This is a genomic window from Metabacillus dongyingensis (genome assembly GCF_019933155.2).
In the GTDB taxonomy this organism is placed as follows: Bacteria; Bacillota; Bacilli; order Bacillales; family Bacillaceae; genus Bacillus_P; species Bacillus_P dongyingensis.
The window spans coordinates 2,102,098-2,128,768 of the sequence record NZ_CP082944.1 but is presented as its reverse complement, the minus strand read 5'-3'; the positions used below and the strand labels follow the sequence as shown (position 1 = coordinate 2,128,768).

The following is a 26,671-nucleotide window of genomic DNA, read 5'->3' as shown; positions in this document are numbered from 1 at the left end:
TCTGACACCTCCGATTTCTTATCCTACCAGGGCAGAGCCTATACGTATGAAGGTTGCGCCTTCTTCAATCGCAATCTCGAAATCATTCGACATGCCCATTGAAAGCTCTTTGCACGGGGCGTAAGGCAAGTTAAGCGCTCTTACTTCTTCACTTAATTCCCTTAATCTGGCGAATGATTGCCTTAAAACAGTTGTATCATCTGTATTAGGAGCCATTGTCATTAATCCTGCTACGTTTATGTATGGAAAGCTGCCGAGTTCATTAACAAATGGCAAAACCTCATTTGGAGCCATACCGTGCTTAGATTCTTCGCCTGATGTATTTACCTGGATAAAGCAGTCTATTTTATTATCGGCACGTTTGCTGATTTCTTTTGCCAGTGAAATTCTGTCAAGGGAATGAATATAATCTGCTTTCCCGATGATCTCCTTCACTTTTCTAGTCTGCAGTGTTCCGATAAAGTGCCATTTAGCCTCTGATCCTATTGCTGTATATTTTTCGCTGAGCCCTTCATTCCTGTTTTCTCCAAGATGACTGATGCCAGCACTTAACGCTTCTTTTGCACGATCTATATCTACATACTTAGTAACTGCAATGATTTGAATTTCATTAGGATTTCGTCCTATTTTAGAACATGTATTTTCAATTCGGGCGTTAATTTCATTTAAGTTGTCTGCTACACTCATAGCTGCTTGCGCCTCCTCGTTAAACCGATAAAACTGAACATTCTCCCAGTCGATCCTGAGTCTCTGCGATGTGAAAAAAACTTGGATGATTCACAGCTTGTACATAAAGAACTCGTCAAAATCCGGTCCTCTTTCACACCTGCATGAATCAGCAATTGTTTGTTCAGCTGTTTTAGATCTAGAGAATACTGACCTGCAGATACTTCGTGATATGGCAGCGCATCAGTAGTCCGTATAACTTGATTGACTTTTTCAATAACGTAATCGTCAACCACATAGCAGCAGGGTCCGATTGAGGGACCAATTATTGCATAGATGGAGGCAGCGTCAGCTTCTTCGTCCTTTATCCATGTTTGGATCATTTTACCGCCTATGTCTTTGACAGTGCCTTTCCAGCCGGCATGTGCTGTTCCAATCAGCTTTTTTTCATGTTCATAAAAATACAAAGGAACACAGTCTGCATAGCAAAGAGCAAGCATCAAATTCTCTTCTTGTGTATACAGGCCATCCGTTGCACGGATTGCAGATTCATAATCAAGTATACCTTTGCCTCTATCTGATTGACTTACTTTATAAATGCTGCTGTCATGGACCTGATCGGCACAAATCCAGTTTTCTAGAGGTGAGTTCAGCTCATCTGCTAATCGTCTTCGATTTAAAACAACATTTTCTGGTTTGTCCAATACATGCAGGCCAAGATTCAGCGAGTGGAAATCTCCGCAGCTTATCCCGCCGTTTTTGGTTGTAAAACCGACAACAAGCTCATCATTTAATTTTTCCCAGATCGGGCTGTTCAAATAAGTTTCATGCTGCAGTTGAAACGGCTGCTGAGTCATAAATGTTCATTCCTTTTCTTTACAGATTGCTGCATGTTTCGTTATACACGACTATATTTTACCACATCTTTCCCATTCCGACAGAAAGATTGTTAAATTAATTCATTATTTTGGTCTATCTCCCTATTTACACGCACTAATATAACATCTTCTCCAATTTTCACGATATTTCTCCAGGGAACAACCAGTTCTTCGTCTTTCCCAAAAAAACCTAACACTTTGCCAGTTCCGCTAATAATCACTGCCTGAATTTTCCCTGTTGTTACATTTATATCGAAATCTGATACAATCCCAAGCTTCTTGCCATCTGAAACATTGACAACATCTTTCGTTTGAAATTCAGAGATATTCATCATCGCAACCGCCCCCTGTTCTTACTTTAACTATATGATGTTACTTCATCAATCTATTCAAGCTTTTTATCCTATTCCTTTGATACAAGCTTTTCATTAAGAATATTATGATATAATTCAGTGCATCAAAATGATAATTATCGTTCAAAGCGGAGGATTTTAAGTGACAAAACAAGCTTTTTTTCAAATGAATTCCATTTTTATAAGTATTTTAATAGAAGCAATGCCTTTTGTACTTTTGGGAGTATTTATTTCGGGCATCATCCAAATTTTCATTACAGAGCAGATGGTTTCTAAATTCATTCCTAAAAACCGTTTTCTTTCTGTTCTTTATGGTACGTTTATTGGCGCATTATTTCCTGCATGTGAATGCGGGATTATCCCAATTGTCAGAAGGCTTATTTTAAAAGGAGTACCCTTGCATATGGGAATCGCGTTTATGCTGACTGGGCCAGTTATTAACCCAATTGTCTTATTTTCAACCTATGTTGCATTCGGCAATAATTGGGACATTATGCTTTATCGCGGAGGGCTTGCAATCATTGTCTCCATTATAGTCGGCCTGATTATCTCATTTCAGTATAATAGTCAACAGCTTTTAGAGAAAAAAACACTAGATGTTCATAATCATGATTTAATAGGTGAACCTCATTTCTTTCAAAAACTTTTGGGAGCCCTGCAGCACGCTGTCGATGAATTCTTCTCAGTGGGAAAATACTTAATTATTGGAGCTTTCATTGCGGCTGCGATGCAAACATTTATTAAGACATCTACCTTGCTTGCGATAGGACAAAATGAAGTATCTTCGTCAGCCGTCATGATGGGCCTGGCATTTATCTTATCTCTGTGTTCAGAAGCGGATGCTTTTATTGCATCTTCATTTACAAGCACTTTTTCAACAGGATCAATTGTTGCCTTCTTAGTTTACGGCCCTATGATCGATATAAAAAATATGCTTATGATGCTTGATGCTTTCAAGAAAAAATTTGTTTTTACATTAATAGCCTATATCACAATTTTAGTGCTGATTGGCTCACTGCTTATCTAAAGGAGGATCTATCACATTGTTCCGAATCTTGCTGTTAATGGCATTTACTTATTTCTTTTTTCACCTTCATGCTTCTGGAAATATTACAAAGTATATTAATATGAAGTATGCATACTTGTCTTATAGTGCAATTTTCATTTTTACCCTCTTCACTGCCATTCAGGCCTATACTTATTTTAAAACACCTGAAGAAGGGGAATGTGAAACAAACTGCTGCCATCATGATCACCATCATGATAAACCGTCCAGTATAGGCAGATTTTTACTCAGCTGCGTTTTTATATACCCGTTAATTGCAGGTTTCTTTTTTCCGATTGCCAAATTGGATTCTACTATTGTTAAAGCAAAAGGCTTTACCTTTCAAAACATCGAAAATTCCGGTGAATTTTCACGTAATCAATATTTAATGCCGGATACAAGTGTTTATTATGGGAAAGAGGGACATTATGATTTAATGCATGAGGAACTGAGAAAATATTCTAAACAGTCTTCCATTCAATTAAATGATGTAAATTATTTAAAGGCGCTTGAAACGATTTATCAGTTTCCGGGTGAGTTTACAGATAAAACCATTCAGTTTGATGGATTTGCTTTTAAGGGAGAATCCATTAAGAAAAATCAGATTTTTGTTTTGCGTTTCGGTATTATACACTGCATCGCAGATTCGGGGGTTTACGGACTGCTTGTAGAACTTCCTGAAGAAGTCAATTTAAAAGATGATGAATGGGCTCAAGTAAAAGGTACGTTATCTTCAATTTATTATCAGCCTTTCAAGTCTGAAATCCCTTATTTAAAGGCTGAATCATGGAAAAAAATCAAAGAGCCGAAAGATCCGTATGTCTACAGAGGATATTAATATGAAAAGGACTGTTCAGATGAACAGTCCTAATTTTGTATGTTCTTATTCATTTGTTTGATTGCAGCTTTCTCAAGTCTTGAAACCTGTGCTTGAGAAATACCTATTTCTTCTGCTACTTCCATTTGAGTTTTCCCTTGAAAGAATCGCTTTCTGAGAATCAGCTTTTCACGGTCATTCAGCCGTCTCATTCCTTCTTTTAAAGCGATTTCTTCTATCCAATGAGAATCTCGGTTTTTCTCATCGCTAAGCTGATCCATTACATAAATCGGGTCGCCCCCATCATTGTAAATCGGTTCAAACAGAGAAACAGGATCTTGAATAGCGTCTAGAGCAAAAACAATTTCTTCATGAGGAACTTCTAGAACCCGGGAAATCTCTTCAGCGGTAGGTTCCCTTGAGGTCTTGCTCATTAATTGTTCTCTGACCTGCAAAGCTTTATAGGCAATATCACGAAGAGATCTTGATACGCGGATTGGATTATTGTCCCGCAAATATCTTCTGATTTCCCCAATTATCATGGGTACAGCATAAGTTGAAAATTTTACATTTTGGCCAAGATCGAAATTATCAATCGATTTCATAAGTCCAATGCAGCCAACTTGAAACAGGTCATCAACAAATTCTCCCCGGTTGTTAAAACGCTGAATGACGCTTAAAACCAGGCGTAAATTGCCGTTTACCAGCTTTTCTCTAGCTGATAGTTCACCGCTTTGCATTTCCCTGAACAAAATTCTCATTTCCTCATTTTTTAGGACTGGAAGTTTGGAAGTATCTACTCCGCAAATTTCAACTTTATTTCTTGCCACATCTTTCCCTCCTAACAGGAGCTGCTGTACAGAGTTAAGTATCTCCTTAGGTGGGAAAAATATGCACATGTCCATGCGGTGAAATCATTCACAAACGGATAAAACCATACAGTGATTGGAATTTTATTGGATAAAAATTTTTTTAGACCATTTTATTGAATTCTTTACGCAATCTTTTAATAATTCTTTTTTCAAGCCTTGAAATGTAGGACTGGGATATCCCAAGCATATCTGCGACATCTTTTTGGGTTTTTTCTTCTCCCCCTTGAAGCCCGAAACGCAGCTCCATAATTTGCTTTTCCCTGTCATTCAGCTGCTGAAGGGCCTTCAAAAGCAATTTTCGGTCAACATTTGCTTCCAGATCTTTTGTAATAATATCTTCCTCTGTTCCAAGCACATCCGAAAGGAGAAGCTCATTTCCATCCCAGTCAATGTTTAAAGGTTCATCAAAGGAAACTTCTGAACGAATTTTATTATTGCGGCGCAAATACATTAAGATTTCATTTTCGATGCATCGTGATGCATATGTGGCAAGCTTAATTTTCTTTTCAGGATTAAAGGTATTGACTGCTTTGATTAATCCGATTGTTCCAATGCTGATTAAATCTTCAATGTTGATGCCCGTGTTCTCAAATTTGCGGGCGATGTAAACAACCAATCGAAGGTTCCGCTCAATTAAAATGGAGCGTGCGGCCTGATCTCCGCCTGGCAGCTTTCTGAGCAGGACTTCTTCTTCATCCTTTGAAAGCGGAGGCGGCAGGGCTTCACTTCCGCCTATGTAGTGAATTTCATCTGTTTTAAGTCCAAGCTTCATTAATAATTTGTACCATAGATAAGTCACATGCAATTTTAGTTTTTTCATAGTTCTCCCCCTTCTATTTTTCAGATGCTATGAGTAAAATACTACAGGGTGGTCCTCAAGAGACGTCTTGTATGGACCCGCTCTGAAGCATCTTCGGATGAACGATGCATTCATATTCTTCTTCAGGCGACAGGCTTGTTCGGTTTAATCCGACAATTGCTTTAGGTACCTGGATGGTCTCATCCGCAGTGGTGATGATCACTTCATCTGGTTTTAAACCGATTAAAAATTGATTGGACTTTCCTACTACCCGAAATGGAATAATCCGCACCCTGTTCTCTAGCGGATGTGGTTCCTCAGAAGCTGCAAGTGCTGCCATGACATCCTCTTGTAAGGCAATAGATATAAGGGGATCAGGCAAATATTCAGCTGCTTTCTGCGCATCTACAATCATAACGGGACTTTTTGATATAGGATCATAAAGCTGATTGCCGCTGTCTATCAGCCCTTTTAAACAGAATGAAATATCACCGATTTTTATTGATACTGAAACGATTTGATCATACTGAATTTTTTTCATTTCTAAATCATCGAGCCGTTTCCTTGAAAAAATCCAAGCTGCAGGAAAACCGATTAAGACAAACAGCCAGCTGATCGGATCACCAAAGCCTCCTTTGTTTGTCATCAGAATACCATCAAAAATGCCAATCTCCGTCTGAATAAAGTAATGGGCCCCAATCATACCGCCGCCTACCATAAAGGTGACAAAATAAAAGGTAAACAGTGACTGGGCAAAATATTTAAACCGTTTAAAACCAAAGGCTGACAGCACCATCATAATCGAGACCAAGAGTTTTCCGAAAGGGTGAACCGCTAAAGAAGCAAATGGAGTAAACATCAATAGAATAATACTCGATCCAATTAGGGCACCAATCACAATCCGCAGCTTCCAAATTTTCCTTTTCAATAAAATAGCGGTAAGAAGAAGCAGCAGTAAATCAAAGGAAAAATTTAAAAACCAGATAACATCTAAATAGATTGACACGTGAAACTCCTTTCCCCAAAGGTGTTTTCACTTGCCCATTGAAAAATAAGGGCACTGTCCGATTGGATAGTAATAGTATAGCTGAGACGCACAGGTGAAGTCTGTCAGTTACTGCCGATAAAATAGTGTATTTTTGATAGATATCGCGATTATTTGTCGATGAAAAAAGATGGCATTTTTTCGTGTTTATGGTCCTCTCAAAAATGAAAAAACTCTTTTTTCTGCACTGCAGAAAAAAGAGTTTTTTCCCTTTAGAAACTTTTTATTTCGCCGGTTGCTTTCCATTAATGAATAATTTGCCTTCAGCAATCTTTCTTGTTTCATTGCCGAAGTCATCTCTTGCGATTACTTCAATCCGTGCCCCGTCAGCCTTCATGTTCGATGTCGCTGTATAGTATCCTTCGTAATGGCCAGGAGACGTTTCTCTCAGCGGCAGCTCTGTTGCATTTTGGATGCTTGCATTTGTGAGCGGCATATGAAGCACAAATGTCGCATCGAGATCTTCTTCACTAGTAAACTCTATCTTCACACTTTCTCCTGATTTAATATATTTATCTGCAGACGGCTGGATGTTTTCAATGATTGGCGCGTCATACTTTACATATACTTTTACTGTTTTCTTTAAACGATTGGAAGCTTTGTCAGAAGCAAGAACAGTAATGATATTTTCTCCATTTTCCAGAAGGATCCGCTTAGAGAAAGTTCCATCTTTAACGGACGCTTTTTGTCCATTTACCTTAATCCAGTCAAGGTTTTCATCTGTCACTGTTCCGCTGACAGTTAACGCTTCTGTATTGAATTTTTCACCGTTTTTAGGATTTTCAACGGTGAATTGCGGCTTCGTTTTATCCAGAGTAATCTTCACTGCATTTGAAGCATCTGTCATTCCGGCTTCTGTACTGGATTTTGCAGTCAGCACGTTTTCCCCTTCCTGCAGTGTAACTTCTGCACGGAATGTGCCATTTTCAGCTGCTTGTACTGCAGCAGCTTCAGAACTTCCATTATATACATGCACAGTTGTTGTTGGAGATGCTTTTCCCTCAACAACCGCCTTTTCCTGATTCGTATATGTTCCGTCTTTAGGGGAAGTGATCTCAGGTGCTGTCACTTCATAATTCACGATTGCACGAATCATGTAATTTCCTTCTTCAGCTGGTGAAGCTGACCATGCTCCTCCGACCATCTGATAACTGCGTCCGGCATTTTCTCCATTTTCATCTGTGGCGAGTCCCGGAGAGTTCGGGTTAGCTTTTGTCTGAATATAAACCATATAGAAGTCTCCTTCTACAAGGACTCCCTGATCGAGCAAGTTCACCATTGTCCATTCTCCGTTGCGCAGAGCAGCTGCGTCAATTGGTCCAGCAAGTTTTTTCCCAGGTGCACCGTCTGTACCGGATGCATCATAAATAGCTACCTGGAATTCAGTCCCCCCAGGCACCGGCCATTCAGTATCCCAGAAACGGAACAATCCTCCCGTCACCATTGCACGCTCATTTCCTTCAGCAAGGGACATTTTTACTGCCCATCCGTTGCCTGCAGCATTAAATGCACGCGCATTTTCAGCAGAGCCGTCATCATACCCGATTTCACCAGGATAACCGATGAATGGTTTTAACGTTACATTTTGAATCATTGTCTGATCGGCTTCAATTTCAATTTGAACGTCTTCCCCGTAATAGGACGGAGCCATTGCTTTGAGCGTATAATCGCCTTCATAAGCAACAATGGCATACTCACCCTCACTGTTCGTTTGAACAGGAGTAATGGCAGCATCCTCTACTAAAAGGAGAGATGCATTCGGAACTGGCTCTCCAGTCACTTCATTGGTTATTGTACCGCTGACCGTACCCTGAGGCTTTTCTTCCAGAATGAAGTTTGCTTCTGTTACACCATCATTTTCAATAGTAACAGCCTGAGTCTCGGATTCATATCCATAAGCTTCCGCCTGCAGGGTGAATGATCCGGCACCGTGCACGATTTCATAGCTTCCATCCTGAAGACTGGAATAAGTTGAGCGCCCTGTTTCAAGAACACTTACCTGTGCACGCAGCGGAAGTGCTGCCGGCTCTGCATTTTCTTGACTTGCGCTGCTCTTTTTCACATATGGTGCCGGAGAAATTTTATCAGGATATACCTTATCTTTCTTCTCTTTTCCGGCTTTTGTATCACTTACTGGTTTTTTATCTATGCCTAGACCCGCTTTACTAGGTGTTTCAAGAGCAGTATTTGTTAATTTCACATCGTCTAAATACCATCCATCTTTGACTACACTTCCGTCAGTCGTTACATTAAACTGAACATAAATTCTTTGACCGGCATATTGCGTGAGATCCACTTGTCCATCTATCCAGCCTGTTGTAACGCCATTTACACGCAATACCTGTGTCCAGTTTTCCTGATCTGTTGAAACAAAAACATGTCCGAAATCATATCTGGCTTCTAATTCATGCCATTGTTTAAACTGCAAAAATGTCTGTCCTTCTTGAGGAAGATCAATTGGAGGCATGAGCAAATTCATATTTGCGCCATTTTCATAATCACCATCTAAATTTGTAGCAAATACGTTTTCACCTGAAGCTGCATTGCCAGGTCCATTTATTGGAACTCCATGCTCCCAGCTGTTTTTTGTTCCATAAGATGTAAAGCCAAGCGCTCCAGACTCAAAATCCTGTTCATAACCAGTTGAAATCCCTGGCTGTACATCAATTTCATACTCATCAGAAACGACTTCGTTTGCACCAAAGTCGACCGCCTTCCATTTGTATACGATTGTGCCTTCCGTTATCGCACTGCCAGGTATGACCGCCTCGTATACTCCGTCCAGATAATCTCCTGAAATTCTTTGAGCTTCAGCGATTTGCCAATCTCCACTGTTATCCTGATAATGAAGTGAGACATTCGTTACACTCACGTTATCCTGAACAGCAATAGTGAGCGGCAGATTCATGCCTGCAAAGGTTTCACCTGGAGCTGTGTGCAAAAAGACAGGAGCCTCAGTATCTTCTCCCTCTTTTGCTACTTGACCTTTTACTTTGCCAAGCCCTGTCATAAGAGAGGAAACGGCATCATATGCGTTGACTAGTCCATGACCATATCCATTGTTTGGGGAGCTTGCAAACGTTGAATCAGTAAGCGGTGTGGCCGTTGTGGTCAGTACTTCCTCAATTTCGTCAACAGTAATAGAGGAGTCAACTTGTCTAAGCAGCGCAACTACAGCTGCAACATGCGGGCCTGCCATTGATGTGCCATTCCATCCGCCTTCATAAGCACTTCCTGGGACCGATGAACGAATATTTACGCCAGGAGCGGATATATCTGGTTTCGTTTCATCATAAGGTGATGGTCCCTGCAGAGAAAATGTACCCAATTGATTATTTATGTCAGTCGCTCCTGTAGCAAAGGATTCCGGATAGTTTGCTGGATTGGCGATTGAACCAGGTCCTCCAGGATTGAATAAAGTCGTGTTTCCAGCTGAAAATTCCGGAAAAATATCAGCTGCACGCCAGGCTTGGACCATTGGCCTGTACCATTCATCAAGTCCAGCTCCTCCGCCCCATGAATTGTTGACAACATCAGGCGCCATTTCCGGGTGGGGATTGCCATCAGCATCTTTTGGGGCAATAATCCATTCTCCAGCTGCCAATAAATCTGCATCTGATCCGCCATCTGCCGTAAATGCTTTAACAGCTATCCATTTTGCACCAGGAGCTACGCCAATTTGATTGCTTCCGTTTGGTTCAGCCCCTACCATCGTACCTGTAACATGTGTTCCGTGACCTTGATCATCATATGGAGCTGATTGGGCAGCAGTAGCATCAAACCAGCTGAATTCATGATCAGGTGATTCAGGTGCTGCAGGGTTATAACCCCGGTATTTATCCTTTAATGCCGGATGATCCCACTGAACTCCCGTATCAATGGAAGCAACAACTGTTCCGCTCCCGTCGATGCCCATTTCCCAGGCAGCAGGTGCGCCAATTTGGTCGATATTCCATTCTGTGCTTGCTTGCGCCGCTTTAGATTCCACTGACTTTTGGACAGCCTTTTCTTTTTTGGCGGACTCAGTGTGTAATTGCCGCATTTCATTTGGAAGCACTTTTTCTACCTCAGGAAATGCTGCAACCTGCTCCATCACTTCCTCCGTAGCAGTTACAGCCAGTCCATTTACGATGTAAAACGATTGAATACCTTTCGCATTGCCAGCTTTCACTTCTTTAGTTAAGTATGTTTTAAGATTTTGCTGTGTTTCAATCGCTTTTGCTCTTAGCGAAGAGACAACAGCAGAACGTTTTTCATATTTTGCCTGGGCTTTGGAGTCTTTATCTTTAGCTGCTTCTTTCATCGCATCTTTAGCCACTTTACCCGTATCAACTTGATCTTTTAACTTTATGAGAAACGTTACTTTTTCATCTTTTTCGAATGCCTGAGACAATTTTTTGGAGACTTTCCCAGCCACTATGTTTTTCTGGTCTTTTACAGAGGTGCTGACTCCAGATTTTGAGCTTGCTGTTGAAACACTCGGAGCAAGCATTGTGAGAAGCAGGATAAAAATTGACAAAATACTGAGCAGTTTAACATGTTTCTTCCGCATTCCTAAAATTCCCCCTTTAAATTTAAAATGATTGAAACATATCCCCCTTCCCATGATCTCTTTGTCAGGACTAGGCTGTTATCAATAATTTAATGAAAGTATTCTGATGATTTTGTCATTTTATGTAATATTTTTCTTAATTTTCCAAAAACAATGAAAAAGTAGGAGCTTCTTCTTTTCTTCTGTAGTCCAAATGATATTCCACCAAAAACTTTTGATCTTGCAAAAATGAGGTTTTATATAGGTTTAATAAGGATATTTATGGAATTTTGAAGTGGGTAAATTTCTCTATTTGAAAAGGAGGATCTTAAGTTGAGATTAAAATGATTAATATTTCCTTTTTTATCCATAAATGAGATATTCAGATGGGAGAGAGGAAGGCTTAAGGACCACAATCAGAGGAGATTATGAAGAAGTCTTTCATACTAAAGTATCGTTAAGCGGACAGCATAGTTCTATAGACAGCCAGTGTTTGAGACTATAAGGGAAGGCCAAGAAAGGGCGGACAGCTGATGGAAGAGAATTTCAGGCAAAAAAAGACCTGGTCTAGTGGACCAGGTCTTCTGATATTTTATCTGCGTTTATTACGATTTCTTAAAAATGTTGGAATATCGAGTGTATCTTCACCTTGCTGCATTGAACGGTTTGTCATTTCTTGTGCAGGCTCTTCGCGCTCACGCTTCATTTCTCTTACGTCGCGAGGCTTTGGCATAGGTTTTGGCGATGTATTATTCCCAAAAGGTCTTGAAGCGGGTTTGCTGTGGTTGATTTCAACTTCATTGAAACCAGTCGCAATAACCGTCACGACAATTTCATCTTTTAAGTTTTCATTGATAACAGATCCGAAAATCATGTTAACATCTTGATCAGATGCAGTTGCTACAATATCAGCAGCTTCCTGAACTTCGTACAAGCTTAAGTTAGATCCGCCTGTAATGTTCATTAGGACACCTTGAGCACCATCAATTGATGTTTCAAGCAGCGGACTTGAGATTGCTTTCTTAGCAGCTTCTGCAGCTCTGCTTTCTCCAGTTGCAACACCAATACCCATTAATGAAGAACCTTTATTGGACATGATTGTTTTAACATCCGCAAAGTCAAGGTTAATAAGTCCAGGTACAGCGATCAAGTCAGAAATACCTTGTACACCCTGGCGTAAAACGTTGTCCGCTTCACGGAAAGCTTCAAGCATAGGAGTATTTTTATCTACGATTTCAAGTAGACGGTCATTAGGAATCACGATTAATGTGTCAACTGATTCTTTCATAGAAGAAATTCCGCCTGCTGCCTGCATTGCACGCTTGCGTCCTTCAAACGTAAACGGACGAGTGACAACACCTACAGTTAAAGCGCCTAAGTCTTTAGCGATCTGGGCAATAACTGGAGCTGCTCCAGTTCCTGTTCCTCCGCCCATTCCAGCTGTAACGAAGACCATATCTGCGCCTCTTAAAGCTTCTTCAATCTGCTCCTTGCTTTCTTCGGCCGCCTTTTTTCCAACTTCAGGATTTGCACCGGCGCCAAGACCTCTTGTCAGCTTAGAACCAATCTGCATTCTTGTTTCTGCTTTAGATAGGTTCAGTGCTTGTGCATCCGTGTTCACGGCAATAAAATCTACTCCTTGAACACCGTGTTCTATCATACGGTTAACAGCATTGTTTCCTCCGCCGCCAACCCCAATAACTTTAATTGTTGCCATTCCATCAATATTGCTTTCAAACTCCAACATACAAAATCCTCCTAATCCATCGAATGACTTCCTCTTGATGCAGGTTATTCAAAGAAGTAACCAAAGAATTTTTTTACTTTGCTTTCTTTTTTCTCTTCTTTTTCTTTTGGTTTTGAACGCTGCTGCTGATGCTGCTGCTGAGGTTCTCTTTGAGACGTTTTCTCAAGCTTATCAGGAACAACATTCGAACTGATGCTTCTGCCTTGAATCTTCGCATTTTTATAAGCAAATTGGATCAAGCCTACGCCTGTCATATATTGAGGTTCTCTTACACCAATATAATCTGGGCTTGCAATGCGAACGTTATTTTGCAGAACAGCCTGGGAAATCTCAAGAACTCCTGGCATGCTGACTGTTCCACCAGTCAGAACAAATCCGCCAGGCAAGTCTCTTACACCCAGTCTCTTAATCTCGTGTAAAACGAGTTCAAACATTTCTTCTAGTCTAGCTTCTATAATATCAGATATTTCAAGCTGATTGAATTGCTGTTTTTGGTCTGTGCCAATAATCGCAGCCTCAAACACTTCTTCTTCAGAAGCATAATCATAAAAAGCATGTCCATGTTTCACTTTAATGCGCTCAGCCTCGTCAGTGGTTGTGCGAAGTCCGATTGAAAGATCTTTCGTTATGTTCTCGCCGCCAATTGGAAGGACGCTCGTCGTTTGCAGGTGACCTTGATCAAAGACAGCAATCGTCGTCGATCCCCCTCCAATATCAACCAATGCTACACCGAGATTTTTTTCATCTTTTGATAATGCAACAGCTCCTGATGCAAGCGGCTGCAGGCAAATATCCGTTATTTCAAGACCTGCTTTTTCAACACAGCGAAGCAGATTATGTAAAATCGTTCTAGATCCTGTAATAATGGTGCCTTCCATCTCAAGACGGACACCAATCATTCCGCGCGGATCGCTGATTTCATCAAGACCATCGACTATGAATTGCTGAGGAATAACATCTATTATTTCTCGTTCAGGAGGTATAGACATTACTTGAGCTGCTTCAATCACTCTTCTTATGTCTTCATTAGCAATTTCACGATTGTCACTTGAAACTGCAACAACCCCGTGACAATCCTGCAACTGAACGTGATTGCCAGTCACCCCTACTACGACTCTTTTAAGCGGTATGCCAACCATTCTTTCTGCCTGCTCCACCGCTTTTTTAATAGAATGAACGGTCTCGTCAATATCAACGATCGACCCTTTTCTTAATCCTTCAGATTTCACATTCCCTACACCTATAATGTTTAAATTATCATCTGCCATTTCACCGATGATAACCTTAACACTGGATGTACCGATGTCTAGACTTACAAAGATTTCATTGTTGTTCATTCTATGGCACCTCCTTAACTTATCATTTCCATTCTATTATTAGAGGAACAACAATACAATGAATCTAGTTTTACATATTTGTAACAATGGTGAAAAATATTGTGATAATTGACTTATCATTGTCACATTTATTTTCCATGTCCTTGAGTAAGGACTCTTCTTAATAAATACATACTAAAGTGAGTATTCGTCAAATCCTTGATTTTCCCTCTTAAAAAATCAACTTTTTTTTAGTTTTTGGCGCGATTGAGTCCAATTGGAAATTAAAATTCGTCTTATTACAGCAATATTTTGGAACAGTCTGACTCCAAATGCAAATATTGCTACCAAATACAAGTCTACACCAAGATGAACACCTAGAAAAGCTAAACTTGCAGCCAATATGATGTTAAAGAAAAATCCGGATACAAAAACCATTTCATCGTACAAATTTTGCAGATGAGCGCGAATACCTCCAAGCAGAGTATCCAGTGCAGCAAGTATGGCAATGGACAGATAATTCGAATATTCACTGGGAATTCGGAAATCAGTGAGCAGTCCCAATGTTATTCCTAATATTAATCCTAAAATGGGAAGCCACATTATGATTTCTCTCCTTCCTCAACCGGTTTCATGTTTTTTATCCGGATCGCGTCATCATATGGGGGTATGACAATCCGATCCTTAGGCTCTGAAATCCTGAGCCGCAAATTGTCAATTGCAAAGGTGTCCATTGTCGTAGACCCGTTTAGTCTGCTGAAGAGCTTTTCAGCGTCTTCTGAAATGACTTTAATTTCAATTGGATATGAATTCAGACTGTACCCGTCCATTTTTGTTTGACCATTAATATCACGGATGACGGTTGTATTCACAACTCTTCTGTCTGCGATAGCGACATGCTCAGCACCATAAGAATTCAGCTCATTCAACAATCGTTTCAGCAAATCAGGTGCAATGTTTTCAACCTCTGACTGAGAAACTGCTTCGTCAAACAGGGGTTCAATTGTAATGACTACACCCGCTCCTGTTACTTCCGTTAATCCCGCTTCATTTTTAAGTTCTTCAAGAGTCTCTTTCAGCGTTTTTTCTGCACTTTGATTTTCATCATTTTCGTATGTATCAATCAGCTCTTCGTATTTGCGGATCTCAAGCAGGAGGTTTGATTGAGTCTCTTGTTCCTGCTTGAGTGCCTCCCTCAATTGCCACATGTCACGTGTGTCTCTTACCGCCGGTTCCTGAATCGACTGAAATTGAACGGCAAGCATTAAACCAAATATCATAGTCAGTAATGAAAAGCTGACACCCTTAAGATTTTTCTTCAAGGCAACCACCCATCAAGATTTCTTTTCTTGCAATAATGGATTCATCTTTATTTCGCTTTTTTTCTCAAGGGTTATCACGATATTATCGTAAGCAATCTGCTCGACAATACCGCCGGCGATATTTAAAGCCTGATCCAGAACAGCAGGTTCGCCGATCGCAGAAATGACAAAGGGAGCTGGAAATTGATTTCCATCCACAGTAACGACAGGACCATTACAATATATATACGAATCATGTGATAATCTTTGTCCATTAATGGCGATGGCACTTGCGCCCGAAATCAGCAATTCATTGATCACTTTAAAAATATGGCCTTCATGAACAATATAATTATTTACATTTTCCCCTTCTGGAATGTAGGAGGAATCCTCTAAAGTAACTTCGATCCCCTCCCCTGCTACACCCAGTTCGCCTACATACATTCTGTACTTTTCTACATCTTCCACAAGATTAAAGTAAATCTGCTTTTCATTCTTCAGATTTTCTTCAATTTCTCTTACTTTTTCCTGGCTTTTAAATAGTTCCTTTTGAAGCTCTGTATTTCTTTCCTCCTGCTTGATCAGCAGCTGTCTTGTTTCATACTCTTTGCTCCATTGTTCAGAAGAAATTCCATTATTCGGACGCTGTTCTTTTGTGAGCTGATAAGAAAACGAAACTAAAAAACCGAGAACAAGCATGATTAAAGAGAGAACAACAAGTCTACCTCTCATCTTCATTTTCATTTTGTTCTGTCCCCTCCGGCTCTGCTTCTAATGAGGCACCGTCATCCGCTGCTTCTAGGGCAGCTTCATCCTTCTTATCGAATGATTCAAAATAGGTTCCGACTTCCATATGAATAATGCCTTTGGAATTTGGCGCAAGCTGGCTGACAATGGCCGGATAATCAATCATTTTTTTTGAAAAGCTTCGGACTGAGGCCTGCACTTCATATCCGTCATTCATGTATAGCGTAATATGCCATGGGTCTGTTTTTTCAGGTGTATGGTAGATTTCAGAAATCGCATTCGTTACACTGTCAGGAAGACTCATGAGTTCCATGGCCATTTCTTCAATCTCTTCAGCCTTGCTCCAATTAATCAGAAGCGGCGCATCATCTGGAAAAGTCCCTTCCAAAGGATCAAGTGTTTTGCCGTTTTCAAGTATGGGAGAGTATTGATCTCCTTTTACGATATAGGCCACTTTATGATATTCTTCTACCACAATCGTTACTTTATTAGGCAATTGCTTGTCCAATTTAACATTCTGAATCTGTTCAAAATCTGACAGGGCATCATTCACTTCTTTTTCATCAATGCTCCAAAAGCCGGATTTTGCTGTAATTCCACTTATATTTATTATTTCTTCATCAGATACTGTCTTATTTCCGGCAACATCTATGGAAGATACTTTGCTAAGCGGAGATTGAAAGTAGATCACCAATAAAATGAGGATGAAAAAGACGGATAAAAATAAAATTAACCTGCGGTTTGATTTTTGTTTCCGATGCTCCTTGAGCTTTGGAACACGATCTTCAAGCGAAACGACTTTTCCTTTTTCCAACTGTAATCACCCCTCATCCCGAAACACTTTCGGGGGCGTAAAATCATCTTATAAAGAGAAACAAACGGCATGATGTATGCCGTTTAGCAACTGTACCTTTAATAAAGACAGTATACCACAATAAAAGGAAAAAGAGATAAGCATTCTCTACTCATTTACACCGACAATTTCAACTTCTGTTTCCATTTTGACACCATGTTTTTCATAAATTGTTTTTTTAACAAAATCAATTAAATCAAGGACATCTTTTGCCGTGGCATTCCCTGTATTCACAATGAAATTTCCATGAAGTTCGGAAATTTTCGCTCCGCCGATCTGATAGCCCTTCAGGCCTGACTCCTGGATCAGCTGGCCGGCATAATGCGGAAGGGGATTCCTAAAAACGCTGCCGCAGTTTGGATGATCCCAAGGCTGAGTTTCTCTGCGGTAATCTTTATTTTTCTGAAGTTCTGCCACAATTTCTTCGCGGTTGCCTTTCTCAAGCTTCAAAACCGCTTCTAGGCAAATGCCCGGGCGTTTCTTCTGAAGCAGAGAAGTCCGGTATGAAAATTCCAATTCTTCTGCTGTCAGCCATTCCATCGTTCCATCCTCAAACAGTATATGAGCCTTTACAAGAATTTTGGACATATCAGAACCGTGAGCACCCGCGTTCATGTATACAGCTCCTCCTACAGATCCAGGAATGCCCCCTGCGAACTGAAGGCCGGAGAGTCCCTGTTTGCTGATGACAGTCGTTAATTTAATAAGAGAGTAGCCTCCGCCTGCAGTAATGGTATCTCCATCCACGTCAAGATGATCCAGTCCTTTTCCTAGTTTAATCACGACACCCTTAATGCCTGAATCCCCGACAAGCAGATTAGATCCCCTGCCGATCGCTCTCCATGGAACACCGTTTTCTGTTACGGTATCCATCGTTTTTTTCAGATTTTCAATCGAACTCGGCTCAACAAAAATTTCCGCAGGTCCCCCGATTTTAATCGTTGTATGTTTTGCCAGAGGTTCATTTTGAACAACTTTCCCAACTTCTGCTTCTTGTAATTTCATAAGTATCTTTTCCATGACAGCCTCCTAAAATAGATTGTTCTTTACCGTATGACATTGAAGAAGGCTCATAGGAATATAGTTCAACAGGCACAAATTATTTGATGCCCTCTTTTTCGAAGTTATAAACCCCTATGACTTCTGTCTTTTTTAAATTCTATGTCTGAAATGATGATATCAAGCTAATTTATTGAGCAGCTAAATCCTGTATTTCTTTATATAACTTCATTGCAGCATCAGGAATGCCCAACTGCTTAGAAGCAGCTGACATTTTTTGAAGATTCGCCCCATCAAGCAAGATAGTATCCATCTCTTTTACTAATACAGCACTGGAGAGGTCTTTTTCAAGAATTAATGCCGCTGCATCATGATCACTTAAGGCTCTTGCATTTTTTTCCTGGTGATTCGCTGTTACATATGGACTTGGTATCAGGATACTTGGAAGCCCAAGTGCCGTTATTTCCGCCAAAGTAGTTGCACCTGATCGTGCCACAATTAAATCTATTCCTTTTAAGACTTCAGGCATGTTATGAATGAAAGGTTTGATCACAACATTTTTCGGCAGATTCAGAACTTGCTCCATAACGTTTTCATAATGAATTTCACCAGTTACATAGATAACCTGATAATCTTTATTTTTCATATCATCAAGCATACCGATCACTGCATCATTGATGGGTTTTGCCCCTCTGCTTCCTCCCATAATCAGAACTGTTTTTTTGTCAGTCATAAGTGCAGGGTCCTTATAGTGACTGACGTCATCTGTTGCCACTTCAGACGCTCTAGGGTTACCTGTCAGTACTGTTTTTTCAGCAGGGAAATAGCTTCTTGCCTCTTCAAAACAAATGGCTACTTTGTCTACATAGCGCGCTAAAAATTTGTTGGTCACTCCAGGAAGACTGTTTTGTTCATGAATAATCGCCGGCACCTTCAGCTTAGCAGCTGCATAGACAACGGGTCCGCAAACATAGCCGCCAGTACCAATTACGACGTCCGGTTTAAATTCTTTTATGAATTTTCTGCTGTCGCTGACCCCTTTGAAGAAGCGCATGATTGTCTTTGCATTGTCCAATGAGATCTTCCTTTTAAAGCCGGAAATCTTAATTGCACGAAATGGAATTCCTGCTTTTGGAACTATTTTGGACTCAAGGCCATTATCTGTGCCGACATACAAAAATTCCGCATTTGGGTCATTTTTTTTAATTTCATTTATTAAGGCGAGGGCAGGATAAATGTGTCCGCCTGTCCCTCCGCCGCTTACCATAATTTTCAAAGGTATCCCCCATTTAATAGAAACATTTTCAAAAATATTCAAATCCAGCGGTAAAAAAATGATAAACCCTGTTTTTCAACAGGGTCTATTTCATCTATAGAATGCAGGTTCAGTACCTGGCATATCTGCTAATATTCAATAGAACACCAACCGCCATCAGCATCAGCGTCAATGAAGATCCGCCGTAGCTGAGAAATGGCAGCGTAATACCCGTAACCGGCATTAGCCCAGTTACTACTCCAATATTGATCATGACTTGAATCGCAACCATTGTGATAATGCCGATGGCCAGAAATGAACCGTATAAATCCGGGGCACCGAGGGCTATTCTTACACCCCTCCATAATAACAGACCAAACAGCAAAATGATCAGCGAGCCGCCGATGAAGCCAAGCTCTTCTGCCAGGATAGCAAAGATAAAGTCTGTTTGCGGTTCAGGCAAGTAAAAGAATTTTTGTCTGCTCTGCCCGAGGCCAAGACCAAATAAGCCACCAGGTCCAATTGCATAGAGAGATTGAATGATCTGAAATCCGCTTCCGAGCGGATCTTCCCAAGGATTTAAAAACGATGTGATTCGCTTAATCCGATACGGTGCTGATAAAACGAGCCCTACAAATCCAGCAGCACCCAGCAGACCAAGGAAACCAAAATGGCTGATCCTCGCCCCTGCAACAAAAATCATCACAATACAAGTCCCGACCATAACGGTTCCTGTTCCAAGGTCAGGCTGAAGCATAATTAATGCAAACGCAGTAAAAACAAAGCCAAGCGATGGAAAAAGACCTTTTTTAAATGATGTTATTTTCTTTTGATTTTCTGACAGAAATTTAGCCAAAAACGCAATCATGGCAAGCTTCATGAATTCGGAGGGCTGAATGGAAAATGCGCCGACTCCTATCCAGCTGCGGGAACCATTTCGCTCCATCCCTATGCCGGGAACTAAAACGGCCAGAAGAAGAACAAAGCAAATTATTATCAGCATTTTCGCCCAGGTTCTCCATGTCCAATAATCAACGTTCATTAAAAAAAACATGGCGATTACACCTACACCTGCAAAAAGCAGCTGCCTCTTTGCAAAGAAAAATGAATCTTCAAATTTATAAGTTGCCCAAACTGCGCTTGCACTGTAAACCATGATCAGTCCAATCGTCAGCAGCAGCAAGGTAATGATGACTAGAATGAAGTCTGGTGCAGATCTTTTTGCCGTCAACGCCGAACACCCCAATATTATGGAATTAGGGCTCAAGCTTTGTGACAATGCGTGTACGAGCCCTTTACTTTAGCTTATGCACGGCGTTCTCAAACATGTCTCCTCTTTGCTCAAATGTTTTATATTGATCCCAGCTAGCACACGCAGGGGATAAGAGAACAATGTCACCATCTTGAGATAAGTCAAACGCCGCAATAGCCGCTTGTTCAACATTATCGACACGTTTTATCACTTCTATTCCAGCATCACCTGCTATTCTCTCAAGCTTTGGTGCAGTCTGTCCAAATGTAATGAACACCTTCACATTGCCCAGAAATGGAATCAGTTCGTCAAATTCGTTTCCGCGATCCAAACCTCCTGCAAGCAAAATTGTTGGTGCATCAAAGGCCTGCAGTGCTTTGGATGTTGCTAATATATTAGTAGCTTTTGAATCGTTGTAATATTTTACTCCATCAATCGTGCTGATAAACTGCAGCCGGTGTTTAACGCCTTTAAAAGAAGTCAGAACTTTTTGAATGGCGCCTGTTGATGCTCCGTATAGTTTTACAGCACAGATCGCAGCAAGAATATTCTCAAGATTATGCTTGCCCGGCAAAACAACATCTTTTATTTCAATAATCTGCTCATCGTTATACCAGAGCGAACCGTTACTTATATATGCGCCTTTTTCAAGCTTCTCTGAAACTGAAAAATAAACGATTTGACCTTTGGATTTTTCTGCTGCCCGGCGCACACCCATGTCATCATAGTTCACGACAGAAAAATCATCTGCCTCCTGATTTTCATAGATTTTTGCTTTTGCAAGAGCGTATTCTTCTCTAGTTCCATGATAATCAAGATGGGCATCAAATAGATTCAGCAGCAGCGCAATTTTAGGTCTGAATTTGATTGTTCCCATAAGCTGAAAAGAAGACAGCTCAGTCACAATGACATTCTCTTTTGAAGCATGTTCTGCTACCTCACATGCTACGGTGCCAATGTTTCCAGCGATCAAAGACTTCTTCTGATCAGCAAGAAGCATTTCGTGTATAAGTGTAGTCGTAGTTGTTTTTCCGTTTGATCCCGTAATCCCAATCATATCTGCTTCTGAGATTAAATATGCAAGTTCCACTTCTGTAACAATCGGGATATTCCGCTCCAAAGCTTCAGCAAGCAATGGATTTGTATAGGGGATACCAGGGTTTTTCACAATATATTCTGCATGATTTAGGAGTTCTTCCGGATGACTGCCGCAAATAACCTGAAGACCTGCAGCCTGAAGTTCCTGAGCAGACTCATTTTCTTCAAAAGGCTTCATATCATTGACTGTAACTTTGGCTCCGAGTTTATGTAAGAGCTTTGCAGCAGCTAATCCGCTTTTTGCAAGCCCCAAAACCAGTACATGTTTATGAGTAAAATCTTGAATACTTTTCATCTTATAACCACACCTCAATATAGATTCCCAAAACGGCGAAAACAAGACCCACTGTCCAGAATGTCACGACAACTCTCCATTCTGACCAGCCGGTTAACTCATAGTGGTGATGAAGAGGGCTCATCTTAAATACCCGTTTTCCGGTTGTTTTAAAAGAGATGACCTGAATAATAACGGATAAGGTTTCGATGACGAAAACTCCTCCGATTAAAACAAGAAGAATTTCAAGCTTTGTTAAAATAGCAACTGTGACAATAGCTCCCCCGAGTGCCAGTGATCCTGTGTCACCCATGAATACTTTCGCGGGATGTGCATTGAAGACAAGAAACCCAAGAACCGCTCCTACAACTGCCACTGAAAAAATAGCCACATCATATTGAGATTGATTCCAGGAAAGAACAGCAAATGCGCCAAATGCAACGGCTGCAGTACCTGAGAGCAAGCCGTCAAGGCCGTCTGTTAAGTTAACAGCATTTGATCCGCCGACAAGCATGAAAATGATCAGAATGACGTAAGCCCATCCTAAATCAAATGAAAAATCAGTGCCTGGAATGCGGATTTCTGAAGAAAACCCATATTGTTTAAAAACGATATAGAAAATGACCGCAATAATTATCTGTCCAATCAATTTTTGTTTTGATGTAAGGCCGAGGTTGCGCTTCATCACAACCTTGATGAAATCATCCAGAAAACCGAGCAGGCCGTAACCGAACATAACGAATAGCAGCAAATACATTTCCACACTTGGTTCTGCAAATTTATAGCTCATGACAAGCGTTGTTACAATCACAGCCAAAATAATCATGATTCCGCCCATCGTCGGGGTGCCTGATTTTTTCTGATGAGATTTCGGTCCTTCATCCCGAATGCTTTGTCCGAACTTAAGTCTTCTTAAAAATGGAATAAAGATGGGAGATATCAGAACACTGATTAAAAAACCCATAATAATAGTAAATAAAATAATTTGTTCAAGCATGTTTAGATCCTCCCTGAATAGCTGCATGATGACCGCTTCTGATTACGGATTCATCATATAATAAAAACTTGTGGATTTCTTAAATACATCTTTTAAAGCGGATCATTATCTAATCCGTTCTTTAATGGCTTTCAATGCTACCTCACGATCATCGAAATCGAAAATCTGTGTTCCGATCTGCTGATAGGTTTCATGGCCTTTTCCTGCGATTAAGATGACGTCGCCTGGCGATGCATTAGCAACGGCAAAATAGATGGCCTTCTCTCTATTTTCAATGGAATGATAATATTCGCCTCTAACCCCATCTTCCATCTCATTTAATATGGCGATCGGATCTTCACTTCTCGGATTGTCGGATGTAAAGATCGGTTCATCTGCATACTTCACTGCAATCTGCGCCATGATTTTCCGTTTTGTCCGGTCACGGTCCCCGCCGCAGCCGACAACGACAAATGTCTTTCCAAGAACAAATTGCTTGACCGTTGAAAGAACATTTTCCAGACTGTCCGGAGTATGGGCATAATCAACGATTACGGAAAAATCCTGTCCTCCGTCGACAACTTCAAAGCGGCCGCGAACACCTTCAATGTCCCCAAGAGTAGAAGCTATTACTGATAGCGGCACATTAGAAGCAAGGCTTGCAGCTGCTGCAGCAAGCGCATTGTAGATGCTGAATTTGCCGATGAGCTTCATATTCACCTTCTCACTCCCATGGGAAGTGACAAGATCAAAAGATGTTCCGCTTGGAGACATCGCAATATTTTTCGCCATCACATCACACTCTGTATCAATCCCATACGTCAATATATGTGCTGCCGTCATATTCATAAACTCGGCAGAAGCAGGATCATCTCCGTTCAAGACAGCTGTTTTTGGCTTGTTTTGATCGAATTTATTTCCAAGCTGTGAAAATAGAAGTCCTTTAGCAGCCCGATATGAATCCATTGTCTGGTGGTAATCCAGATGATCCTGTGACAAATTTGTAAAGACGGCTACATCATAATCACACCCATGAACTCGCCCCATATGCAACGCATGGGAGGAAACTTCCATAATTGCATGATTGACTCCTTTATCAACCATCATTCCAAAGGTTTTTTGAAGAGTCAGACTCTCTGGTGTAGTGTTTTTAACGCTTAATTGTTCATCTCCGATTTTTATGTACATCGTTCCGATTAACCCAGTAGTTTGGCTGGAATTCTGAAGGATCTTCTCAATTAAATGCGTTGTTGAAGTTTTGCCGTTTGTGCCTGTAACGCCTATTAAGTGAAGCTTATGTGTAGGCTGCCCGTAAAATGTGTCTGCGAGAAGCGCCATTGCTCTCTTTGTATTATTAACAACAATAACAGGTACTGGAAGTGACAGAGGCTTTTCAGATAATACAGCAGCAGCCCCTCTGCTGACAGCCTGTTCAGCATAATCGTGGCCATCAACTGTGTACCCGCTGATGCAAATAAATAAACTTCCTTCCTTCACTTCTCTTGAGTCCATTTCAATCGAGAGAATTTCTGGATTTTCATTCACGTTCATTTTCATATTTTGCAGCTGCGAAAGCAGTGTCTGTAATTTCATCATTACCAAATCCTCTCAAAAACCAACAATAGTTTCTTTCTTTATTTTTTATACAAAATCATCCATTTATAAAAAAACGCACAGTTCTTATTTTATCTCATCTTCGCTAAAAGAGCCATATCAGCTTTTAAAAATATCATATTGAATGGCAGCAGTGACTTCATCTCCCATATTAAAAGATAACGAAAGTACAAAGCTTCTCTTTTTCCTGCCATAAAATAAAAGCGAGGCAAACACGTGTTGTGATTGCCGGCTTTTTTGTGTATAAAAGAGAGTTAGTTACTCGTCTTCTGTTTTATTGTCGCTTTTTCCTAAATACAGTCGGAGGGTTGATCCTTCCTTCAGTTTCACTCCGGCTGCTGGTGACTGCTGAACAACTGTGTCGCCGGAACCGGCAATATCAAGCTTAAGGTTTACCATCTGCTCTCTCAATTCCGTTGTAGTCAGCCCTACAACATTCGGGACACTTACAAGTTTTGTGTCTAGCCATGTATATTCTTTTTCGATTTGATCTTTTCTCGGTTTCACACCAAGCTCTCTTAAACTATCTTCCATGATGTTCCCTACAATTGGCGCAGCTACCGTTCCCCCGAACTGAACCGTGCCTTTGGGATTATCAACTGCAACATAAACAACAATTTCAGGATCATCAGCTGGAGCAAAGCCAATAAACGACACAATATAGTTATTCTTTAAGTAAACTCCATCTTTTACTTTTTGGGCAGTTCCTGTTTTGCCGCCGACACGGTAGCCGTCAACAAACGCATTTCTTCCTGTTCCTTGTGCCACTACACTTTCTAAAGCATACCTTATCTGTTTTGATGTTTCTTCTGAAATCACACGGCGCTTAGCTTCAGGAGCCGTCTGACTGACAACGTCACCAGTGATTGGGTCAATCCATTCCTTTGCAATAAAAGGAGTATAGAGCGTTCCGCCGTTAACCGCCGCTGAAACAGCTGCTACCTGCTGAATCGGTGTTACAGAAACACCTTGACCAAATGCTGTTGTCGCCTGCTCAACAGGACCTACATTTTTAACATTGAAGAGAATCCCTCTTCCTTCTCCCTGCAGATCGATCCCTGTTTTTTGGCCGAAACCAAAGTTCTGAATATATTTAAACAGCGTATTTGTGCCGAGCCTTTGCCCTAATTCTACAAATCCCGGGTTACAGGAGTTTTGAACAACTTCAAGAAATGTCTGGCTGCCATGGCCGCCTCTTTTCCAGCATTTAAGTCTTGCTCCGCCAACCTCCACAGATCCGCCGTCATGAAAGTGTTCTTTTTGCAGATTTACTTTGTTCTCTTCAAGGGCGGCAGCCAATGTAATAATCTTAAAGGTTGATCCTGGTTCGTAAGAGCTCCATACAGGAAGATTCCGATTGTAGATCAGAGGATCAACATTTCTGAAATCAGCCGGATCAAAATCAGGTCTGCTTGACATGGCAAGAATTTCTCCGTTTTTGGGATTCATGGCAATGGCAATCATTCCGTCCGGGTTGTAGGCTGCCTGAGCGTTATCCAGCTCCCGTTCTACAATGGTTTGAACTTTTGAATCAATGGTTAATTTAAGATTTAAACCGTCTATTGGAGCTGTATATTCATCCGCTTCTTCTGGCATTCTTTTCCCTTTTGCATCGGAGTAGAATTTCACATATCCTTTTGTGCCTTTCAGCTGTTCATCGTAGTAGGATTCAAGCCCAAGCAGTCCCTGATTATCGATTCCCGCAAAACCAAGCACATGTGAGAGATAACTTCCAAACGGATAATGCCGCTTAGAATCTTCCGCTATGTATACTCCTTTAAGCCCTAGGGCGCGAAGCTCTTTTGCTTTTTCATGAGAAATCTTTCTTCCTTCAGGATTGATGCGCTGAATTGACTGCTTCTTTGTAATAAGTTCATAAGCGCGCTCTTTTGACATATTTAAAACAGAAGCAAGCTTTTCAGCCGTATCTGCCGGGTTTTCCACCTGCCTCGGCACAACAAGGACCGACGGGGCACTCATATTCGTTGCAAGCTTGACGCCGTTGCGGTCAAGAATCTCGCCCCGTTCAGGCTCAAAAGGAATGTTTCTGCTCCATGAATCCTTAGCAAGAGCAGTTAATTTATCCCCTATGAAAAACTGAACGTATCCAAGACGGATATCGATAATAAGAAAAATCAAAAATCCAAACAGCAGCACCATTGTCAGACGCTTTCTGACAGTCACATTTGAAACGCGCATAGAATTATACCCCTCCTTATCCAGGCTCGTTCAA

Annotated in this window: 22 protein-coding genes; 2 read left to right on the top strand and 20 right to left on the bottom strand. The window is 40.9% G+C overall.

The genetic code is table 11. The annotated features are described in order from the left end of the window. Window positions 1–18: 18 nt before the first annotated feature. The 3 genes from K8L98_RS10530 to K8L98_RS10520 form a co-directional block, all read right to left on the bottom strand. On the bottom strand, window positions 19–687 hold the full coding sequence (locus tag K8L98_RS10530; protein ID WP_223442116.1) for a YggS family pyridoxal phosphate-dependent enzyme: 669 nt from the start codon (window positions 685–687) through the stop codon (window positions 19–21). Continuing rightward, window positions 684–1,523 (bottom strand): peptidoglycan editing factor PgeF, encoded by an 840-nt coding sequence (pgeF, locus tag K8L98_RS10525; protein ID WP_223442114.1) that lies wholly within the window; start codon window positions 1,521–1,523, stop codon window positions 684–686. The genes K8L98_RS10530 and pgeF overlap by 4 nt, the downstream gene beginning before the upstream one ends. A gap of 92 nt (window positions 1,524–1,615) precedes the next feature. Then, window positions 1,616–1,879: a YlmC/YmxH family sporulation protein gene (locus K8L98_RS10520; RefSeq protein ID WP_133311249.1), complete on the bottom strand. Its 264-nt coding sequence runs from the start codon at window positions 1,877–1,879 to the stop codon at window positions 1,616–1,618. A gap of 184 nt (window positions 1,880–2,063) precedes the next feature. Between K8L98_RS10520 and K8L98_RS10515 the strand changes: the two genes are divergently transcribed. Together K8L98_RS10515 and K8L98_RS10510 are read left to right on the top strand one after the other, a co-directional pair. Continuing rightward, window positions 2,064–2,924, top strand: a complete 861-nt coding sequence (locus K8L98_RS10515) for a permease (protein ID WP_420828863.1) — start codon at window positions 2,064–2,066, stop codon at window positions 2,922–2,924. A gap of 16 nt (window positions 2,925–2,940) precedes the next feature. Further along, window positions 2,941–3,780 (top strand): TIGR03943 family putative permease subunit, encoded by an 840-nt coding sequence (locus K8L98_RS10510; RefSeq protein WP_223442109.1) that lies wholly within the window; start codon window positions 2,941–2,943, stop codon window positions 3,778–3,780. A 29-nt stretch (window positions 3,781–3,809) separates the two neighbouring features. On the opposite strand, the gene sigG is transcribed toward K8L98_RS10510, so the two are convergent. The 17 genes from sigG to K8L98_RS10425 form a co-directional block, all read right to left on the bottom strand. Then, complete coding sequence (gene sigG, locus K8L98_RS10505; protein ID WP_240549819.1) at window positions 3,810–4,664, bottom strand: RNA polymerase sporulation sigma factor SigG; 855 nt, start codon at window positions 4,662–4,664, stop codon at window positions 3,810–3,812. A 67-nt stretch (window positions 4,665–4,731) separates the two neighbouring features. Further along, complete coding sequence (sigE, locus tag K8L98_RS10500) at window positions 4,732–5,451, bottom strand: RNA polymerase sporulation sigma factor SigE (RefSeq protein WP_223442104.1); 720 nt, start codon at window positions 5,449–5,451, stop codon at window positions 4,732–4,734. A 55-nt stretch (window positions 5,452–5,506) separates the two neighbouring features. Next, window positions 5,507–6,436: a sigma-E processing peptidase SpoIIGA gene (gene spoIIGA, locus K8L98_RS10495; protein ID WP_223442101.1), complete on the bottom strand. Its 930-nt coding sequence runs from the start codon at window positions 6,434–6,436 to the stop codon at window positions 5,507–5,509. Window positions 6,437–6,698: 262 nt separating this feature from the next. Then, the gene (locus tag K8L98_RS10490) at window positions 6,699–11,027 is read right to left on the bottom strand and encodes a S8 family peptidase (protein WP_223442097.1); all 4,329 of its coding nucleotides are present in this window, start codon (window positions 11,025–11,027) and stop codon (window positions 6,699–6,701) included. Window positions 11,028–11,598: 571 nt separating this feature from the next. After that, window positions 11,599–12,753, bottom strand: coding sequence for a cell division protein FtsZ (ftsZ, locus tag K8L98_RS10485; RefSeq protein ID WP_223442094.1), 1,155 nt, complete (start codon window positions 12,751–12,753; stop codon window positions 11,599–11,601). 44 nt (window positions 12,754–12,797) lie between these two features. Continuing rightward, complete coding sequence (gene ftsA / locus K8L98_RS10480; protein ID WP_223442091.1) at window positions 12,798–14,090, bottom strand: cell division protein FtsA; 1,293 nt, start codon at window positions 14,088–14,090, stop codon at window positions 12,798–12,800. A 219-nt stretch (window positions 14,091–14,309) separates the two neighbouring features. After that, complete coding sequence (locus K8L98_RS10475; protein ID WP_223442088.1) at window positions 14,310–14,672, bottom strand: small basic family protein; 363 nt, start codon at window positions 14,670–14,672, stop codon at window positions 14,310–14,312. Next, window positions 14,672–15,391 (bottom strand): DUF881 domain-containing protein, encoded by a 720-nt coding sequence (locus tag K8L98_RS10470; RefSeq protein ID WP_420828843.1) that lies wholly within the window; start codon window positions 15,389–15,391, stop codon window positions 14,672–14,674. Before K8L98_RS10470 ends, K8L98_RS10475 begins: the two co-directional genes overlap by 1 nt. 12 nt (window positions 15,392–15,403) lie before the next feature. After that, a complete protein-coding gene (locus K8L98_RS10465; RefSeq protein WP_223443325.1) occupies window positions 15,404–16,102 on the bottom strand; it encodes a DUF881 domain-containing protein in 699 nt (232 codons plus the stop codon). After that, the gene (locus tag K8L98_RS10460; RefSeq protein WP_223442085.1) at window positions 16,092–16,931 is read right to left on the bottom strand and encodes a cell division protein FtsQ/DivIB; all 840 of its coding nucleotides are present in this window, start codon (window positions 16,929–16,931) and stop codon (window positions 16,092–16,094) included. Before K8L98_RS10460 ends, K8L98_RS10465 begins: the two co-directional genes overlap by 11 nt. Before the next feature lie 147 nt (window positions 16,932–17,078). Then, entirely contained in the window at window positions 17,079–17,990 is a 912-nt protein-coding gene (gene murB, locus K8L98_RS10455; protein ID WP_223442084.1) for a UDP-N-acetylmuramate dehydrogenase, read from the bottom strand. A gap of 169 nt (window positions 17,991–18,159) precedes the next feature. Then, complete coding sequence (gene murG / locus K8L98_RS10450; protein ID WP_223442083.1) at window positions 18,160–19,245, bottom strand: undecaprenyldiphospho-muramoylpentapeptide beta-N-acetylglucosaminyltransferase; 1,086 nt, start codon at window positions 19,243–19,245, stop codon at window positions 18,160–18,162. 109 nt (window positions 19,246–19,354) lie between these two features. Next, entirely contained in the window at window positions 19,355–20,455 is a 1,101-nt protein-coding gene (gene spoVE, locus K8L98_RS10445) for a stage V sporulation protein E (protein WP_223442082.1), read from the bottom strand. A gap of 64 nt (window positions 20,456–20,519) precedes the next feature. Beyond that, complete coding sequence (murD, locus tag K8L98_RS10440) at window positions 20,520–21,869, bottom strand: UDP-N-acetylmuramoyl-L-alanine--D-glutamate ligase (RefSeq protein ID WP_223442081.1); 1,350 nt, start codon at window positions 21,867–21,869, stop codon at window positions 20,520–20,522. Between the two features lies 1 nt (window position 21,870). After that, entirely contained in the window at window positions 21,871–22,845 is a 975-nt protein-coding gene (gene mraY, locus K8L98_RS10435; protein ID WP_223442080.1) for a phospho-N-acetylmuramoyl-pentapeptide-transferase, read from the bottom strand. A gap of 105 nt (window positions 22,846–22,950) precedes the next feature. Continuing rightward, window positions 22,951–24,417 (bottom strand): UDP-N-acetylmuramoyl-L-alanyl-D-glutamate--2,6-diaminopimelate ligase, encoded by a 1,467-nt coding sequence (locus tag K8L98_RS10430; RefSeq protein ID WP_223443322.1) that lies wholly within the window; start codon window positions 24,415–24,417, stop codon window positions 22,951–22,953. A 279-nt stretch (window positions 24,418–24,696) separates the two neighbouring features. After that, window positions 24,697–26,637, bottom strand: a complete 1,941-nt coding sequence (locus K8L98_RS10425; RefSeq protein WP_223442078.1) for a stage V sporulation protein D — start codon at window positions 26,635–26,637, stop codon at window positions 24,697–24,699. Window positions 26,638–26,671: the final 34 nt, after the last annotated feature.